The 17,292-nt window shown below is 49.0% G+C and carries 15 protein-coding genes, 1 tRNA gene and 1 pseudogene; 10 read left to right on the top strand and 7 right to left on the bottom strand.

Going from position 1 to position 17,292, the window contains the following annotated elements:
• The first annotated feature begins 122 nt into the window (after nt 1-122).
• The 4 genes from OCL06_RS09320 to glpG are packed head-to-tail and all read left to right on the top strand — an operon-like array spanning nt 123 to nt 3,524.
• A complete protein-coding gene (locus OCL06_RS09320; RefSeq protein ID WP_262993769.1) occupies nt 123-1,316 on the top strand; it encodes a glycine C-acetyltransferase in 1,194 nt (397 codons plus the stop codon).
• The gene (gene tdh / locus OCL06_RS09315) at nt 1,313-2,338 is read left to right on the top strand and encodes an L-threonine 3-dehydrogenase (protein ID WP_262993766.1); all 1,026 of its coding nucleotides are present in this window, start codon (nt 1,313-1,315) and stop codon (nt 2,336-2,338) included. The genes OCL06_RS09320 and tdh overlap by 4 nt, the downstream gene beginning before the upstream one ends.
• Complete coding sequence (gene glpE, locus OCL06_RS09310; protein ID WP_262993764.1) at nt 2,338-2,655, top strand: thiosulfate sulfurtransferase GlpE; 318 nt, start codon at nt 2,338-2,340, stop codon at nt 2,653-2,655. Before tdh ends, glpE begins: the two co-directional genes overlap by 1 nt.
• Entirely contained in the window at nt 2,652-3,524 is an 873-nt protein-coding gene (glpG, locus tag OCL06_RS09305; RefSeq protein ID WP_262993762.1) for a rhomboid family intramembrane serine protease GlpG, read from the top strand. Before glpE ends, glpG begins: the two co-directional genes overlap by 4 nt.
• Here glpG and OCL06_RS09300 read toward each other — a convergent pair.
• The gene (locus OCL06_RS09300; protein WP_262993760.1) at nt 3,521-3,940 is read right to left on the bottom strand and encodes a flagellar basal body-associated protein FliL; all 420 of its coding nucleotides are present in this window, start codon (nt 3,938-3,940) and stop codon (nt 3,521-3,523) included. The two genes, glpG and OCL06_RS09300, sit on opposite strands and share 4 nt — an antisense overlap.
• Before the next feature lie 194 nt (nt 3,941-4,134).
• Between OCL06_RS09300 and OCL06_RS09295 the strand changes: the two genes are divergently transcribed.
• Together OCL06_RS09295 and ubiA are read left to right on the top strand one after the other, a co-directional pair.
• Entirely contained in the window at nt 4,135-4,701 is a 567-nt protein-coding gene (locus OCL06_RS09295; protein WP_262993758.1) for a chorismate--pyruvate lyase family protein, read from the top strand.
• On the top strand, nt 4,694-5,566 hold the full coding sequence (ubiA, locus tag OCL06_RS09290; protein WP_262993756.1) for a 4-hydroxybenzoate octaprenyltransferase: 873 nt from the start codon (nt 4,694-4,696) through the stop codon (nt 5,564-5,566). The genes OCL06_RS09295 and ubiA overlap by 8 nt, the downstream gene beginning before the upstream one ends.
• Before the next feature lie 18 nt (nt 5,567-5,584).
• Here ubiA and ubiK read toward each other — a convergent pair whose 3' ends face one another.
• The gene (gene ubiK, locus OCL06_RS09285; RefSeq protein WP_262993754.1) at nt 5,585-5,830 is read right to left on the bottom strand and encodes a ubiquinone biosynthesis accessory factor UbiK; all 246 of its coding nucleotides are present in this window, start codon (nt 5,828-5,830) and stop codon (nt 5,585-5,587) included.
• A gap of 138 nt (nt 5,831-5,968) precedes the next feature.
• Here ubiK and rep point away from each other — a divergent pair, with 138 nt between their 5' ends.
• A complete protein-coding gene (rep, locus tag OCL06_RS09280; protein WP_262993752.1) occupies nt 5,969-7,981 on the top strand; it encodes a DNA helicase Rep in 2,013 nt (670 codons plus the stop codon).
• On the opposite strand, the gene OCL06_RS09275 is transcribed toward rep, so the two are convergent.
• Together OCL06_RS09275 and OCL06_RS09270 are read right to left on the bottom strand one after the other, a co-directional pair.
• Nucleotides 7,982-10,582 (bottom strand): EAL domain-containing protein, encoded by a 2,601-nt coding sequence (locus OCL06_RS09275; protein ID WP_262993750.1) that lies wholly within the window; start codon nt 10,580-10,582, stop codon nt 7,982-7,984.
• Between the two features lie 110 nt (nt 10,583-10,692).
• Nucleotides 10,693-11,100: a c-type cytochrome gene (locus OCL06_RS09270; RefSeq protein ID WP_262993748.1), complete on the bottom strand. Its 408-nt coding sequence runs from the start codon at nt 11,098-11,100 to the stop codon at nt 10,693-10,695.
• Nucleotides 11,101-11,357: 257 nt separating this feature from the next.
• Between OCL06_RS09270 and OCL06_RS09265 the strand changes: the two genes are divergently transcribed.
• The 3 genes from OCL06_RS09265 (at nt 11,358) to OCL06_RS09255 (ending at nt 13,223) form a co-directional block, all read left to right on the top strand.
• Nucleotides 11,358-11,434 (top strand) — tRNA-Arg (locus OCL06_RS09265).
• A 150-nt stretch (nt 11,435-11,584) separates the two neighbouring features.
• Nucleotides 11,585-12,610, top strand: a complete 1,026-nt coding sequence (locus OCL06_RS09260) for a ParA family protein (RefSeq protein ID WP_262993746.1) — start codon at nt 11,585-11,587, stop codon at nt 12,608-12,610.
• A gap of 1 nt (nt 12,611) precedes the next feature.
• The gene (locus OCL06_RS09255) at nt 12,612-13,223 is read left to right on the top strand and encodes a HEPN domain-containing protein (protein WP_262993744.1); all 612 of its coding nucleotides are present in this window, start codon (nt 12,612-12,614) and stop codon (nt 13,221-13,223) included.
• Nucleotides 13,224-13,606: 383 nt separating this feature from the next.
• Here OCL06_RS09255 and dcm read toward each other — a convergent pair whose 3' ends face one another.
• The 3 genes and pseudogenes from dcm to OCL06_RS09245 form a co-directional block, all read right to left on the bottom strand.
• On the bottom strand, nt 13,607-14,869 hold the full coding sequence (gene dcm / locus OCL06_RS09250) for a DNA (cytosine-5-)-methyltransferase (protein ID WP_262993742.1): 1,263 nt from the start codon (nt 14,867-14,869) through the stop codon (nt 13,607-13,609).
• Between the two features lie 73 nt (nt 14,870-14,942).
• A pseudogene (locus OCL06_RS16210) lies at nt 14,943-15,224 on the bottom strand (Eco47II family restriction endonuclease); the annotation flags it as partial.
• 922 nt (nt 15,225-16,146) lie between these two features.
• Nucleotides 16,147-16,872: a PmeII family type II restriction endonuclease gene (locus tag OCL06_RS09245; protein ID WP_262993740.1), complete on the bottom strand. Its 726-nt coding sequence runs from the start codon at nt 16,870-16,872 to the stop codon at nt 16,147-16,149.
• Nucleotides 16,873-17,292: the final 420 nt, after the last annotated feature.

Genomic DNA, 17,292 nt, shown 5'->3' with positions numbered 1-17,292 from the left:
TTCCCGCTGTGCGGTTTCCTTTACACGTTAGGGGGCCAGGGCAGGGGAGATCACCAGGCCGGGCTATACCCCCATTACTGCATTCATTAAAATACACGCTTTTAGCGAACCGGGAGATCAGCATGTCTGAGGCATTTATTGCACATTTGCAGGAGCAGATTGCGAGTACGAAAGAAGAAGGGCTGTATAAACGTGAACGGGTTATTACGTCACAACAGCAGGCCGACATCGACGTAAACGGCGATCATGTCATTAACTTTTGTGCCAATAATTACCTGGGACTGGCCAACCACCCCGACCTGCTCAGCGCTGCGAAAGCAGGCCTGGAGAGTCATGGCTTTGGCGTGGCCTCGGTACGTTTTATTTGCGGTACGCAGGATATTCACAAGCAGCTGGAAGGCAAAATCAGTGAGTTTCTGGGCACCGAAGACACAATCCTGTATCCGTCATGTTTCGACGCCAACGGCGGGTTGTTCGAAACCCTGCTCAGCAAAGAAGATGCAATCATCTCCGACGCCCTGAACCATGCCAGTATTATTGACGGTGTTCGCTTATCGAAAGCCAAGCGCTACCGCTACGCGAACAATGACATGGAAGCGTTGGAAGATCAGCTCAAGCAAGCCAACGCTGACGGTGCCCGGTTCAAAATTATCGCCACCGACGGCGTGTTCTCGATGGACGGCGTGATTGCCAACCTGAAAGGCGTATGCGACCTGGCCGACAAATACGATGCACTGGTGATGATTGATGACTGCCACGCCACTGGTTTCCTGGGTGAAAACGGCCGCGGGAGCCACGAGTACTGCGGTGTACTGGACCGGGTAGACATTATCACCGGCACGCTGGGTAAAGCATTAGGCGGCGCGTCTGGCGGTTATACCTCAGGTAAAAAAGAAGTGATTGAGTGGCTGCGTCAGCGTTCGCGTCCGTATTTATTCTCAAACTCCGTGGCGCCGCCGATTGTGGCTGCCTCTCTGGAAGTGTTCGATATGATGAGCAACGGCAGCAAGCTGCGCGAACAGCTGTGGCGTAATGCAGAACATTTCCGTACCCGCATGGAAGAAGCCGGCTTTACGCTGGCCGGCAAAGATCACCCGATTATTCCAGTGATGCTGGGCGATGCGCGACTGGCCAGCGAGATGGCTGACAAGTTGCTTGAAAAAGGCATTTATGTGATTGGCTTCTCCTACCCGGTGGTCCCCAAAGGGCAGGCCCGTATCCGTACTCAGATGTCTGCCGGACATACCCTTGAGCATGTGGATCGCGCCGTGGATGCGTTCATTGAAGTAGGCCGCGAGCTGGGAGTGATTAAATGAAATCATTGGTAAAAGCACACAGTGAAAAAGGCATCTGGCTGGAAGATACGCCCAAGCCGGAAGTAGGCCATAACGACCTGCTGATCAAAATTCGTAAAACCGCAATTTGCGGCACCGACATGCACATTTATAACTGGGATGGGTGGGCACAAAACACCATTCCGGTGCCCATGGTAGTGGGTCATGAGTACGTGGGTGAAGTCGTTGGCATGGGCGAAGAAGTGGCCGGCTTTAAAGTGGGCGACCGGGTCTCCGGCGAAGGGCACATTACCTGCGGGCATTGCCGCAACTGCCGCGCGGGCCGTCGTCACTTATGCCGTAACGAGTCCGGGGTGGGGGTTAACCGTCCCGGTGCCTTTGCGGAATACCTGGTGATCCCGGCGTTCAACGCATTTAAGATTCCTGACAACATCAGCGACGACCTGGCCTCCATATTCGACCCGTTCGGTAACGCCGTTCACACGGCGCTGAGCTTCGATCTGGTGGGCGAAGACGTGCTGATCACCGGCGCTGGCCCCATCGGCATTATGGCCGCTGCCGTCGCCCGGCACGTCGGTGCACGGCATGTGGTCATCACAGACGTTAATCCTTACCGTCTGGCGCTGGCAGAAAAAATGGGTGCCAGCCGCGCCGTTAACGTGGCGAAAACCAAGCTAGAAGATGTTATGAATGAGCTGGGTATGTCAGAAGGGTTCGATGTCGGCATGGAAATGTCGGGTGTGCCTTCTGCGTTCCGCGACATGCTGGCCTGCATGAATAATGGTGGCAAGGTGGCCATGCTCGGCATTCCGCCGCAGGACGTGGCCATTAACTGGAACGAAGTGATCTTTAAAGGGCTGACCATTAAAGGCATTTACGGGCGCGAAATGTTTGAGACCTGGTACAAAATGGCCAGCCTCATTCAGAGCGGTCTGGATCTGACGCCTATCATTACCCACCAGTTTTCAGTGGATGACTTCCAGAAAGGCTTTGATACCATGGGCTCAGGTGAATCAGGTAAAGTTATTCTGGACTGGCAATAATGACGCAGTTTTCTCATATCAGTGTGGCGGATGTGGCCGCTAAGCAAGACGACTATGCGGTGGTGGATATTCGCGACCCGCAGTCGTTTGCCAACGGGCACATGCGTGACGCGCTCCATTTGCATAACAACAATCTGGCTGAGTTTGTGGCTAACACGCCCAAAGACAAACCAGTGGTAGTGGTGTGCTATCACGGTATCAGCAGCCAGCAGGCCGCACAGGTCATCGCCGGGCAGGGCTTTGAAGAAGTCTACAGCATGGACGGAGGCTTTGAAGCCTGGCGCGCCTCGCAGCCTTTTGAAAGTAGTAATTCGTGAGCTCGCCGTTAATCGCCTTTCGGCAGGAAGGCGCGGCCCATCTGCTGGCGAATTATCTGCAGAGTCAGGGCATTAAGGTGAAGGTAGAGCGCACTGACGTCGGTGACGAATTTGCGCTCATCCTGGAAAATAACGACGACGTACTGCGTGCCCGGGATATCACCGAAGATTTCCTGCAAAATCCCCGCGACCCCAAATACCAGCAAGCTGCCTGGCAGCGCGGCGAACGGGTTCGCTTAACACCGCAAGGCGGCAACAGCATTGCCAGTATGCTGCGTAACGCCATGACGTCACCCTTTACCGCCACGGTACTGGTGATATGCGTGGTCATATATGCGCTGTCGCTGGTGGGGCTGTTCTCACCCATTGCCAGCGAACTGATGATGCAGCCCATGTCGCTGCTGATGCAGAATCACGAATGGTGGCGTCTGCTTGGCCCGGCCTTTATCCACTTCTCCATCCTGCACATCGTGTTTAACTTGTTGTGGTGGGGCATGCTGGGCGCTCAGATTGAGCGTACCTTAGGGGTCAGCATGTTGCTGATGGTGTTTGTGGTGTCCGCGGTGGCATCAAGCGTGGGTCAGTCGTTTTTCACAGCGCCCTTACCCAACGGCTTACTGCCCTTTGGCGGCTTGTCCGGCGTCGTTTATGCCCTGATGGGGTTTGTATGGTGGCTGGGCTGGCTGAAGCCCCAGTGGGGGCTGAGTATCCCCCGCGCCATTATCGGCTTTATGCTGGTGTGGCTGGTACTGGGATATGCCGATGTGCTGTGGGTCAGTATGGCAAATGCCGCGCATACCGTTGGCCTTATCACCGGCTGTGCACTAGCCTTTATACTGAGTGTAGGGGCGGATAAACGGGCGGGTTAACCGCCCTGATACAGGTATTTGGTAAAGATAACGTCGCGCACCACTTCGCCGCCGGTCTCCTGCTTCATGTGATCCTGCAGGGCAGTGAGAATAGCGCGGCGGATGTCTTCCCGCCCGGTCAGTGATTTCACTTTTTCTTCCGGCTGACGGCCGAAAATTTCAATAGCGGTGGCCCGTAACAGCGGCATGTGGTGCTCGGCTATTTCCAGCAACTCAACATCGTTAATCATCAATTCTACTGTCACGCGCACATAGCCCAGCTTACGGGCCGTGGTACCCACGTAGTTGGTAACAATGTCCGGCTCTAAACCCAGGTACGCATAATTTGGCTTACCCTGCGCCTGTGCGTTGGAGCTAACGCCGGCAAGCAGAACAAACGAAACTAGCAATGTGCGAAACAAAAAGCGCAAATTCATAAATATTTTATCAGTATAGTGATGGAACAAGGCGTGTGAGTAGTGTTGTTAGTGTAGCAAAATCAGCTAACTACGCACTACTGCAAAAGTATAGAGTTGTTGTACGATAAAATACAGTGTCTGGGTGGAAAGACTGCCCCGTATACTGGGCGAAAGCCGCCAGGCAGTGCTAAGATGCGGCTTCCTGAATGAATATGAGCAAAGCGTTGAAAGTTACTCCTGATTTCCCTGTGGGTTTAGAGGTCAGCTGGTCGCCGGAAGACGACGTGTGGCTACCCAATCCCTACCTGAAAAACTGGTTATCAGACACCGGCTCGCTGACCGAGCGTGTGCAGTCGCTGTGCCGGCAGTTTACCCTGGTTAAACTTGGGCAGGGTAGCGCACCGCTACATGCCAGCGAGTGTGCCCGCTTACCTGGGCCGGCAGATTCCTATCAGGTGCGGGAAGTGCTGTTGTGCGCCGACGACACCCCATGGGTATATGCCCGCTCGGTGATCCCACAAACCCTGATAGATGACGAGCTGGCAAACTTAGGTGCCGAGCCGCTGGGGAAGCGCATTTTCAACGACAGCCGGTTTATCCGCTCGGCCTTTGAATTGTGTGAGGTGCCGCCAGTTACCGTGGCGCGCCTGAATATGGACATTACCCGGCCGCTGTGGGGACGGCGTTCCAAATTTTCACTTCACGATCAGCATATGCTGGTGGCGGAAGTCTTCTTACCCGGTGCCCCTGTGTACAACGAGGGTTATCACCATGACTAATCAGTTAACGCTCACCAACCTTAACGCCTACGGCAGACTGATGCGCATAGACAAACCGGTGGGTATTTATTTACTGTTGTGGCCCACCTTGTGGGCGCTTATTGTCGCCGCCAAGGGCATTCCCGCGTGGCCGGTAGTCGCCATTTTCGTTGCCGGGGTAGTGGTGATGCGTTCGGCCGGCTGCATTATCAACGACTACGCCGACCGTAAGGTAGACGGTGCAGTGAAGCGCACGTCGGGCCGGCCGCTGGTCAGCGGCGAGGTGTCGGAAACTGAAGCGCTGCAACTCTTTGGCCTACACATCGTGATAGCCTTTATGCTGGTGCTGATGCTCAACTGGCAAACCATTGCAATGTCGGTAGTGGCCTTGCTGCTGGCCGCCAGCTATCCGTTTATGAAGCGCTATACCCATTTACCCCAGGTGATGCTGGGGGCGGCATTTGGCTGGTCTATTCCCATGGCATTTACCGCCGTGACCGGCAGCGTGCCGGTTTGGGGCTGGCTATTGTTCTTCGCCAATCTGTGCTGGACGGTGGCCTACGACACCATGTATGCCATGGTCGACCGGGACGACGATATCAAGGTGGGAATAAAATCTACCGCGGTGCTGTTCGGGCGCTTCGACAAGGCCATGATCGTGCTGCTGCAGCTGATAACGCTGGCACTACTGGCAATGGCGGGATGGATGATAGACGCAAGCTGGCCTTACTATGCAGCGCTGGGCGTCACGGTGCTGCTGTTCGCGCACAGTTATCTGCGTATTCGCGCCCGTGAGCGTCAGGCCTGCTTTAAGGCGTTTTTAGAAAGTCATTACGTGGGGATGGTGATCACGGTGGGGCTGCTGGCGCATTACCTGCTGACCTGAGCCGCCCCACAGGCCGGGTTAGTCGGCCTTATTCTCCAGCTCGGCCAGACGCACTTCCAGTGCTTCCAGCTTCTCGCGGGTACGAATGAGTACCTGGCTTTGGATATCAAATTCTTCACGGGTGACCAGGTCCAGCTTAGACAGCTGCGACTGCAAAACGTGTTTCACCCGGCCTTCGGCTTCTTCTGCCATATTGCGGACACCAGGAGGCACGGCGTCGGCAATTTGTTTAGCCAATTCTTCCAGTTTCTTCGGATCAAGCATGGATTTTCCTTTATAATGCGCGTCGTCGACGATGCCTCCATTCTATAGCGATACAGTCGACATGCAATGAAAACCGCTGCGGTGGGTCTACTCCCCTGTGGCGCGTGTCTGGGTTAACAAGCGGGTATCTGACTTTCCATGAAGATGAACGACGCGCAACAATCTGCTGTGACTTACGTGTCAGGGCCGTGCCTGGTGCTGGCGGGTGCCGGAAGTGGCAAAACCCGCGTGATCACCAATAAAATTGCCTATCTGGTAAGAAACTGTGACATGCCGGCCCGGTATATCGCGGCGGTCACGTTTACCAACAAAGCGGCCCGTGAGATGAAAGAGCGGGTGGCCCAGACCCTTGGCAAAAAAGAGGCACGGGGCCTCAAGGTGTCTACCTTTCACACCCTGGGCCTGAATATTATCAAGTCGCATGTCAAAGACTTAGGGCTGAAGCCCGGCTTCTCGCTGTTTGACGATAAAGACTCGCTGGCACTGCTCACCGACCTGACGGCCGATACCCTGGACGGTGACAAAGATCAGTTGTCATTACTGCAAAGCTGCATATCGAACTGGAAAAATGACCTGCTGCTGCCCGATGCACTGCTACGTACGGCCACCAGTACCGGTGAAAAAGAGTTTGCGGAAGCCTATAAACAATACCAGAACCACCTGAAAGCCTATAACGCGCTGGACTTCGATGATCTTATTCTGCTGCCTACGCTGCTGCTGAAGAACAATGAGCAGGCCCGGCTTAAATGGCAGAATAAAATTCGCTATCTGCTGGTGGATGAATATCAGGACACCAATACCAGTCAGTACGAGCTGGTTAAGCTGATGGTCGGCGAGCGCGCCCGCTTTACGGTGGTCGGCGACGACGATCAGAGTATTTATTCCTGGCGGGGTGCCCGGCCACAGAACCTGAACCTGCTACAGCAGGACTTCCCCCGGCTCAATGTCATTAAGTTGCAGCAGAACTACCGGTCGTCCGGGCGTATTTTGCATTGCGCCAATATTCTTATTCAGAATAACCCGCACTTGTTCGATAAAACCCTGTTTTCTGAACTGCAGTACGGCGAGCCGCTTAAGGTGATTACCGCCAAAAACGAAGAACATGAAGCCGAACGGGTGGTGGCGGAACTGATAGCGCATAAGTTCATGAACCGCACCAAATTTCAGGACTACGCCATATTATATCGCGGGAATCACCAGAGCCGGCTGTTTGAAAAGCTACTGATGAGTAACCGCATTCCCTATAAAATCAGTGGCGGCATGTCGTTCTTCGGGCGTAGCGAAGTAAAAGACATCATGGCCTACCTGCGGTTGCTGGTGAATCAGGATGACGATAACGCGCTGTTGCGGGTGATCAACACCCCGAACCGGGGCATCGGCCGCGCCACCTTAGAAAAACTTGGTAATTTTGCCAATACCCTGAATCAGTCTATGTTCAGTGCGGCTACCCACAGCGGGTTGTCCGGGGTGTTGTCGGGTAAGGCCTATCAGGCCGTATCGGGGTTTGCGCGCTGGATTGTGGAGTTATCTGATAACGCGGCCCGCGGTGACACCGCAGACGCCTTGCGCAGCATGATCAAATCCATGGGCTATGAAGAGTGGCTGTACGAACACAGCCCCAGCCCGAAAGCCGCTGAAATGGCTATGGCCAACGTGAGTACCTTGTTTGGCTGGATCACCGACATGCTGGAAGGCAATGAACTGGATCAGCCTATGACGCTGGAGGAAGTGGTCAACCGACTTATTCTGCGGGATATGATGGAGCGGGGTGAAGATGATGCCGAAGCCGATCAGGTCCAACTGATGACCCTGCATGCCTCCAAAGGACTGGAATTTCCGATTGTGTTTCTGGTGGGTATGGAAGAAGGCTTACTGCCACACCAGAGCAGCATAGACGAAGATAACGTGGAAGAAGAGCGGCGCTTGGCTTATGTAGGTATTACCCGGGCACAGCGGGAACTTATCTTCAGCTTAGCCAAAGAGCGGCGTCAGTTTGGTGAGGTGTTGCAGCCGGAGCCCAGCCGGTTCCTGTATGAATTGCCGGTAGATGATGTGCAGTGGGAAAATCAGAAGCCAAAAGACAGCCCCGAGGTGCGTCAGCAAAAGGGCAAGGCCAGCATCGCTAACCTGCGGGATATGCTGAATAAGTAGTTAGCCGGCCAGTTGTTTTAAGGCCAGCGGCCGGGCCGCGCTCAGCACTTTGCCCTGCGCATAGTTGCAGCCGATTTCACTGAGCGCCTCTTGTTGCGCCCGGGCATCCACACCTTCAGCAATCACCTTAAAGCGTAAATGTTCGCTGATCAGCATCACCGACTGGATGAGCTTCAGGTTGCGCTGCGAGCGGGGCAGCGATTTCACAAACCGGTGATCAATCTTGATAAAGTCGAAGGGGTAGGCGAACAGGTAGCTGAGTGATGCCAGCCCGCTGCCGAAGTTATCCAGTACCAGCGTAATCCCAGCCCGTTTCAGCTTCTTAATGGCCGGTAAAATGTAGTGAGAGCGGCGGTTCAGGTCGTTCTCATCAAACTCAAACACCAGCTCATTGGCAGAAATGCCGTATTCTTCTATTAACTCGACAATTTTATTCACCAGCGACGCCTGCAGCAGGTGGTGAATAGACACGTTCACGGCAATGCGGTGCGGTTTATCGTGTTCTTCCCGCCAGCCAATTAACAGCTCGCAGGCTTTTCGTAGCTGAAAGATATCCAGCTCGAGGGTCAGCCCGCTTTGTTCTGCCACTTCGCGGAACTGCTCACGGGGCACCCGGCCATGGGAAGCATGTTCCCAGCGCACATACATTTCATGGTACAGCGCTTCATTGGTGTTGAGGTTAATTACCGGCTGCAAATAGCATTCAAACTGCTCTTCCCGCAAGGCACGGCGGAAGTCATTTTCCAGTTCCAGCTCTTCCAGCAAGCGATCACGCATGCTCTTATCAAACATCACGAAGCGCCCGCGGCCCAAGGTTTTGGCCTGATACATGGCGGCGTCGGCGTCGCGCAGCACTTCATCGGCACTGCGGTAATAACTTTCCAGATGTGCAATGCCAATGCTGGCACCGGAATACATTTCTTTACCTTCCAGCACGAAGGGCTCGGAAATAGCATCGATAATACGTGATGAAACTTCCTCAACATCCTCAAGGTCGTCAAAGTTGTCCAGCAGCACCACAAATTCATCGCCGCCCAGGCGCGCCAGTAGGTCGTGCCCGCGAATACATTTGGTAATACGTTTCGATACTTCCACCAGAAATTCGTCGCCGGCGTGGTGACCAAGGGTGTCGTTAATCACTTTAAAACGGTCGAGATCGATAAACAGAACCGCAAACAGGTTTTCCGCATAACGCTGCTTACTGGCAATGGCCAGCTCCAGCCGGCTGGTAAACATGGCGCGGTTGGGCAGGTCGGTCAGAGAATCGTGATGGGCGTCGTGAATAAGCTTTAACTCAATTTCCTTCCGCTCTTCAATTTGCTGTTTCAGAAACTGGTTGGCTTTGTCGAGTTCGGCGGTGCGCTCTTGTACCCGCGCTTCCAGCTGTACGTTATAGCGCTGAATGGCTTCGGTGCTGCGTTTACGCTCCATGGCCACGGCAATGTGGTGGGAGACAAAGCGTAGCAGCTCTAAATCGCGAGACGTGTACTTGGCATGCTTACCGTAGGTTTGCACCGCGATAATACCGGATATCTCTCCATCGACCACCAGCGGCGAGCCCAGCCAGGAGTTGGCGCTGCTCAGCATGTTCTGTGCAACTGACACATCCAGTTCGCCGGCTTCAGCCAGTTCCAGTACCCGCGGAGGGTTAATCAACTCTGCCTGACCGGTACGCAGGACAAATTCGGTGAGTCCCAGGCCCAGCGGACGCTTCTCTGCGCTGTCATTCTGGGAGTCACTGAAGTACGGAAACTCCAGATACTCCCGGGAGTCGTCCAAAATGGCGATAAAACAGTTGGGGGCGCTGATCAGCCGCGCCAGAATATCGTGCAGGCTGGAATAGAACACGGTCATGTCGCCATCCAGCTTGGCGGCCAGTTCTGATATTTCAAACAGGGCCTGCTGAAGCGACTCGACTTTTTGGCGTTCGAGAATTTCTTCCTGCAGATCATCATTAATTTTGCGTAGCTGACGGGTGCGGTCGCGAATAGTGCGTTCAGTTAACTCGCGGCTTTTTACCCGGTCTACCGTGGTCACAATGTGCTGGGACACGAACAGTAGTACTTCTAAGTCTTCCTGGGTATAACAGACTTCTTCGTCATAGGTTTGTACCACCATGGCCCCGATAACCTGGGTGCCCCGTTTCAACGGTACACCTAACAACTGGTGCGGCTGAGAGCCATATAATTGTACGCCGGTGGCCTGACTGAAGTCAGCTTCTTCTTCGCGGCGGAAAAATATGTGATTACCGGTACGCAGGATATGCCCGGTAATACCGTCCATCAGTTGGTCGGCAGGCAGCTGCTTAATGGTTTGTTCGTCAAACTCATCAACGAAGTAGGCAAAATCGATGACGTTGGCGTCGCGCTCATAAAAGGCAACAAAGAAGTTGTCGGCGTTCATAAAGTCGCCGATGATTTCGTGAATAGCGGAATACAGTCTGTTGAGATGGCTTACCGAGCTGGCTAGCTCAGAAATATCAAATAGCGCCTTCTGCACGCGTTCGGCGCGCTTATACTTATCAGTAAGTTGCTGGAGCTGCGGGATGAGTTCGCGTAACTCATCCTCGGATAGCTCCAACTGCGTTGAATCTGATGACATTTCGGTAGCCAAATTAGAATAATAATAGTAGATGACTGTTAATCTATTTAAGCTACCCTATTTGTTACAAAAACGCTACTTTTTGCAACAATTTGCGACGAAAGAAGGGCTTAAATGCCCTCGATCATGTATTCAATGGCCGCTTTAATTTCGTCGTCAGAACACTGACCACAGGTACCGCGAGGGGGCATGGCGTTGATACCGTCCAACGCATTTTGCCAGATACCGTCCAGGCCACGCTCGTCCAGACGCGGTTGCCAGTCGGCAGCTACCTGAAGTTTCGGCGCACCCAGTACACCAGCACCGTGACAGGCCACACACGCCTGGTTATACACGTCTTCGCCAGACATGGCACCGCCACCACCGGCCGCGGCAGACTCGCTGGCTGCACCGGCAACGTGAACATCGCCCATCGGTTTGATGCGCTCGGCAATGGCTTCTTCAGACATATCCTGCGCCTGAACTGCAAAGACGGTGAGTGCCGCCGCCATCATACTTAACCAGGTTTTCACTTTCACATCTGTCTCCAGGCAATCTTGTATATTCGTTAGCAGGCCAGATTATAACGGTAAATCTGGTGTGGACAACTCTTTGCTGGCAAATACCTGTAAAAAGTAAGGTTTAAAAAGTAATCAAACACAGTGAAATTGCAGGTTTCGGTATAAATGAGTTGAAGCCAGCCACGAGCATCAGTATCATTACGGCGCTCAACGTTACTGGTATTACCGCCACGCATTAAGAATGCGTAAGAGAAACCAGCCACACGTGACAATACGCACCCGTAGCTCAGCTGGATAGAGCGTTGCCCTCCGGAGGCAAAGGTCATAGGTTCGAATCCTATCGGGTGCGCCATTTTTAAAGGGCTATGCCCCGACTCATCTCTTCTAAAATTCTCCTTTTCGAAATATATAGCAAATGTGTAGCATTGAATGTTCATTGTATTTGAAGCTATTTATAATTTAAGTTAGCTTCACCACTCTTATACGAAAGGATGTCCGAAGAATGGCCAAGAGAATAGTTTTTTTTAATCACAAGGGTGGTGTTAGTAAAACGACAACTACTTACAACTTAGGTTGGAAGCTAGCTGAGCGTAGTAAGGTCTTGTTAGTCGACGCAGACCCCCAATGCAACCTATCGAGCATGATTATTGAAAACTTTGATGAGTACTATTTAGAGCCCAGTACAAAGCATCATAATTTGCGAGATGCCGTCGAAGTAGCTTTCAAAGGACGCCCTGCACCAATTCAAGCTATTGATTGCTTTACACCAACCAGAGCTCCAAACCTTTTCCTTTTGCCCGGTCATCCGAATTTGACCGAGTATGATGCTTCGCTCACTTTTGCTCAAAATGCAAATAATGCTATAGCTACACTTGAAAACCTTCCTGGTGCTTTTCATGCGCTATTAAAAGAGGTTGAGCAAAAGTATGATATCGACTACACGTTAATCGATTTGAATCCTGGCCTAAGTTCCATAAACCAAAACTTTGTCGTTTCATCTGATTTTATTATTGTGCCAACAAATCCAGATCCTTTTTCCATAATGGCTATTGATACGTTAAAAGTTGTTCTACCCAAGTGGGCGAAGTGGCAGAAGCAAAGTTACGAGCTTTTTGAGCATTCCTCTTATCCTATGAAAGAGACGCCACCTAAACTGTTAGGCTCTGTGATACAAAGGTTTAATATAAGAAAGGGTAGAGCTGCCTTGCCTTTCAGAGACAATATGGAAGAGATAAAACAGAAGGTCATTAATGAGCTTTTACCAGCGCTACAGATCGAAAATATGGCATTTGACGCCTCTGATTATGGGAATTTGCTCACAGAGCATTCACTATGCTTGGCCGAAATATCCGATTTCCAAAGTCTGTTGCCAAAAGCTATGGATAACGGCGTCCCCGTTTTTGCTCTAGAAGATCAGGAAATTAGAGAGACTGGACCAGTGCTTGAACAGCTCAAAGGCAAACGCACAGTTTTTGACGAGGTGTTTGAAAACTTTGCTGCAGAAGTGGTTCGATTGACGGATTTGTGATTTGCTTGCGAATTTTAGAAACACATTAAAAGATACAGAGCATTTAATAGAACTTTACAGGCACTGTAAGGATGGTCAACAGCTTCCGGGCGATTACAGCGACCTACTTCGGATGAGCCTAGTATTCTCCATGAGTGCTCTCGATAAGCTAATACACGATGTCATCGTTCATGAGATGGTTGAAATTTATATTGGTCGACGAGTCCCTACTCCGAAATACTTGTCTGAAAGGTTGTCATTCGATGAGCATCAACAGCTAACAGGTGAAACCGAAGAGCCTAAAGAAATTTTATTTGAAAAAATTGTTAGAAATAAATTTGCGCACATCAGCTTTATGGACCCTAAGAAGCTAGCAGATGGTTTAGCGATGGTCTGGAATGAAAACGACAGATGGGCCGCAATAGCATCAGAGATGATGCTCGAAAGGCAGATGGCCGCTCGGGAACTAAGAAACATATTTAAAAGGCGGAACGCTATAGTTCATGAAGCTGATATTGAAATATCTTCGAATACAAAATTACCTCTGAGTACCGAAGATGCACATAGATCGAGCCAATATATAAAAATTTTAGGTGAGACTATCCATAGTCTAGTCGTTACTGGTGATAATTAATATTTGCGTACACTTATTTACAGAACTCCAAGTAAAAGCAGATGAGCCGCTATGCGACTCTTTCAGTGCTATGCTCGATTCGCCATTCGTGAATTCGTGTAACCAATTGACTACCAGTGTACTGAACTCCCTTTAGTGCAAAAGCAATTTCTTTGTCGAAGTAGCTCTGCTTTATCTCGCCGCTCTCTTTATCCACTTTTTCAAGGTACAAAGGCTTTACAGGCTGGTCTGCGCGTTTACAAAACACGCCGCCCATAAGTGTTACAGCGCCTGCATCGTCTTGTTGAAGCTGGCGTATTCCCCAAACATCTTGCTTATGTTTTTATTCACTTAAATTATTCATTTTAAAGGCATTGATTTCCTGACTTTTCTAAGTATGTCGGTTACGCTATTTTCTTTTGCTTTTTTAACCCTGCCATTTCTATTTGGTTTAACAGTCGTACGACTGACCGCGCAACTGCACTTGCAAGGTTCACGGGAACGGCATTGCCGATTTGCTTATACTGTGAGGTTATTGGACCAGAGAAAACCCAGTCATCAGGGAAAGTCTGAATACGTGCATATTCCCTTACTGTCAAAGGTCTAGTTTCATCTGGGTGACATCGCTCAGTTTGCTTTTGAGCTGGCGAGCAAGTAAGCGTCAGACTTGGCTCATCCCAGCTCAGCCGTCGTGCCATGCCTGTTTTCCCCCCTCCCAAAAAGAAACTTTTTTTCATGTAGTCTTTTTGGACTTCAATAGGCAAATCTCTCCAGTAACCACCGGGGGGAACTTGCTTAAGCACCTCTGCTTTGGATGCAGGATACTTTTGTCCGATTGATTCAGGTACATCAGTAGCAAATAGCTCCCCAGCTTTAAGCGCATCCTTCATTGTCATAATGCGTTTGTATGGAGATGGCCACTGGAAAGTCACATTACTAAATAAATCTTTTCTAATTGCTACTAGTATGAGTCTTTCTCGTTTCTGAGGAACGCGATAGAAGACTGCTTTTAGTACCTTGGGTTCGACTAGTTCATACCCTAGCTCGTCTATAATTCCTTTAATAGCTTCAAGGGTTTTACCATCGTCGTGATTTAATAACCCTCTAACATTTTCGGCAAGAATCACCTTTGGATTAGTCTCTTTGACTGCTCTCGCAAACTCAAAAAAGAGCGTGCCGCGCGCGTCTTCAAATCCTAATTTTTTACCCGCATACGAAAAAGCTTGGCAGGGGAAGCCTCCTGACAGGATATCAACCTTATCTCTATGCGGCGTGAAGTCAATATCACTGACATCACCCCGTACTACGTTCCAATCAGGGCGATTTTTTTCAAGTGTGTCACATGCATGGTTGTCTATTTCACTTAAGAGAATTGATTTTAGTCCTGCCTGCTCCATGCCAAGTGCGAGACCACCCGCACCTGCAAAAAGTTCGATAGCTCTATATGGCCTGATCGACTCCGTAATTTTCTCTTCATCCCACTTTGTTGAGAAGAGTATTTTAGCCTCGTCGAACTGTTCTAATTGGTCTTTGCTATACAATCTATAATTATTGTCTTGATCACGCTTAGGAATGAGCTTTCCTGATTCTTCCCAACGCCTGAGTGTTTCTTTTGAGACACTCAATATGTCGGCAACCTGAGCGATAGTGTATAATTCGTTTTCCACGTTTTTACCTTAAAGTTTGATCATGGTTACAAGTGTACGTATGTACAGTAACCATGTCAAACATTACACATGGTTACTTGTAGGCTAAACTAAAGTATTCTTTGAAATCATCCACGTCTTTCACAGGCACTTTTCCCTTATCGAGAACGTGTTCAAAGCAATATTCAATAACCTCCGGCAGTGCGTCATAAAGCTCTTGCAACGCGTTTTCTCTTCCTGTTACCAGCGTATAGAAGCTCGCTCCATCTATAATCCGAACATCATTCCTCGATGGAACTCTTGACCCGGTAGAAGGATCCGATGGGGTAAAAGCTACATCAGACCTTTCAGGCTTCTTCGGCACTATGTTTAAAACATAAGCAGTGCAGCCGTAATAGCCGCAGGCTTTTTAAAAATTGTTTCCACAATAATATAATAATAGTCAGCCGCATTTCCGCCTGAAAGGGTATTATATTTATTCTCAATGCCAGCAATGATATTTTCACCGTCATTCTTTAATCAATCTCACCACCAACACGAAGTTACTTCTGTCGATAAATATTTTCATGAAACTTCTTCTCAGCACCATGCTTACTTATCGACCCTTTATTCAGCACTTCAGTGGCTAAGTTGGTCAGACTTTCTTTCAATATGCTATGTAAGTAAGCATTCAGTCACAAATTTTCTATTTACATGTACAGTAAAATACGTTTTTAATAGAATTACGTAACGACCTAATTCTCATAGCTTAATTTACAAGTTGTATCATTATTATCACGATAAAGGAGTATAAAAACATCAATACATGCAGTCCGGGTCGTGCACTCTCTCACAAAGTAATACTAATTACCTTATACTCGCTTAAATCGTAGGACGATGACGTTTAGAAAGATTTTCACGTAGCTCGAAAAATCTGGCTGTAAAAACCGTAGCTTTAATATTCTTATGTCGTAAGGGTTAGCGCTTAATTAGGATAATACTTGCAAAAATTCACCATGTTAACCGTACGAAGGTACTATAAAAACCCACCTGTGAATTGTCTTCCTGTGCTAAGATATTTTGAGAAACTATGTTAAACGGCTTACTATGGCGTTTACTTGACGAATAAACACTCTGACGCTATTGGAATATTAAAGAAAAATGATATTGCGTAACCTATAGGTTTAGGTTTAATTTATTAGGGAGGCTTTACAAAATCAAAGAAAATATAAGGCCTCCGATTTAGAATAAATGTCAGGGAGGTGTTCGGCAATCCTTGGGCATAGCTAATATAATTAGCAGGTCAGGATTGCCAGACCTTACATAATATTACTAAGTTTTTTTATTTCCTCAGTTTCTGAGAGCTCTTTTATTACATACTCAAGGTCTGAACTGAAATCAGACTCCAATGCTACGGAGCCAATTGCTTCAATCAAGTCGTGATAGAAATTGCTATCCCCCGTCAGTCGAAGCCAAAAATCCTCACCCGCGTATACAGGATAATCATACTGATATGTGATTCGACGATAGTGGGAACTCAAGTCGTTTTTAGTCCCATATACAACACCAACGATCATGTCATCACGAGGAATACGCTTATTATTAGTCCTAGCAAGATTAATAACACCTTTGAAATGCTCAGCAATTGTTTCAACATCATCCTTGTTAATCGTATTTGGACCAGACTTGAGCTGACAATACTTCTTGTAACCATCAACTTGGTCAATAAACTCAATGTCAATACCTGAAGTCGTACTCCCGAACGCATCGAGTAGAACACTAGTAAAGCTTTGTATGTTTTGTCCAAATGAAGTGGTAATCGAAGTACCTAAAACTCTAGGGTAAACTAGCGCTTTAGCAATATTGGTTGGGTTTGAATTACCTGACAAAAAGTTAGCTAAGTAAGAGGCCAAGAATGGATGGATGTTAAACTCTTTTGGATTAGTTAACTTAAGAGTGTTGCGAATATGGTTTTTCGCAATTACCTCTCGAAACCAACGACGAGCTCCCTCAAGGATCTCCATTTTCTTATTTTTATCAATCATACAACTTCCTTAAAAATCAAAAAAACGTCAAGAATAAAAACTCTCTTTTTTTGCTTTTTTACTTTCCTTATATACCGATACACGGTTATCATATGCGACCCGCGGTAGGTCATTTTATTGACTTTCAGCTGCTCTTTTGAAAAACTTTGTCTCTTTAGTACCATTCGAATAGCCACCATCTTCGATATTGATAAAAGCTGAGCAATAGCCATTTCAAGATTTACAAATGTTGCAGATCTACCGGCTGGTTCGACATGTAGATAGAACTAACCATACACCTTAACTTCGTGTCTAGTCTCCTTTATCATTTTACGCTGGCGAGAAACATGTTTACTGCATCATATTTAAATTCTCAACTGAATGAGCATCTTTATCTCCTCATTATGCACGTCGTTTTCAAGTGAAATAGTATAACTCTTA

It is taken from the genome of Alteromonas salexigens (assembly GCF_025628895.1).
GTDB lineage: Bacteria > Pseudomonadota > Gammaproteobacteria > Enterobacterales > Alteromonadaceae > Alteromonas > Alteromonas salexigens.
This window is presented reverse-complemented; position numbering and strand designations above follow the sequence as displayed.

What these genes read in the sequence shown, in the direction of transcription:
- OCL06_RS09260 (WP_262993746.1), top strand. Translation starts at nt 11,585, where the DNA reads ATGGCCAAGAGAATAGTTTTTTTTAATCACAAGGGTGGTGTTAGTAAA.
- OCL06_RS09245 (WP_262993740.1), bottom strand. Translation starts at nt 16,872, where the DNA reads ATGATTGATAAAAATAAGAAAATGGAGATCCTTGAGGGAGCTCGTCGT.
- OCL06_RS09275 (WP_262993750.1), bottom strand. Translation starts at nt 10,582, where the DNA reads ATGTCATCAGATTCAACGCAGTTGGAGCTATCCGAGGATGAGTTACGC.
- tdh (WP_262993766.1), top strand. Translation starts at nt 1,313, where the DNA reads ATGAAATCATTGGTAAAAGCACACAGTGAAAAAGGCATCTGGCTGGAA.
- OCL06_RS09295 (WP_262993758.1), top strand. Translation starts at nt 4,135, where the DNA reads ATGAGCAAAGCGTTGAAAGTTACTCCTGATTTCCCTGTGGGTTTAGAG.
- glpE (WP_262993764.1), top strand. Translation starts at nt 2,338, where the DNA reads ATGACGCAGTTTTCTCATATCAGTGTGGCGGATGTGGCCGCTAAGCAA.
- OCL06_RS09320 (WP_262993769.1), top strand. Translation starts at nt 123, where the DNA reads ATGTCTGAGGCATTTATTGCACATTTGCAGGAGCAGATTGCGAGTACG.
- rep (WP_262993752.1), top strand. Translation starts at nt 5,969, where the DNA reads ATGAAGATGAACGACGCGCAACAATCTGCTGTGACTTACGTGTCAGGG.
- ubiK (WP_262993754.1), bottom strand. Translation starts at nt 5,830, where the DNA reads ATGCTTGATCCGAAGAAACTGGAAGAATTGGCTAAACAAATTGCCGAC.
- ubiA (WP_262993756.1), top strand. Translation starts at nt 4,694, where the DNA reads ATGACTAATCAGTTAACGCTCACCAACCTTAACGCCTACGGCAGACTG.
- OCL06_RS09300 (WP_262993760.1), bottom strand. Translation starts at nt 3,940, where the DNA reads ATGAATTTGCGCTTTTTGTTTCGCACATTGCTAGTTTCGTTTGTTCTG.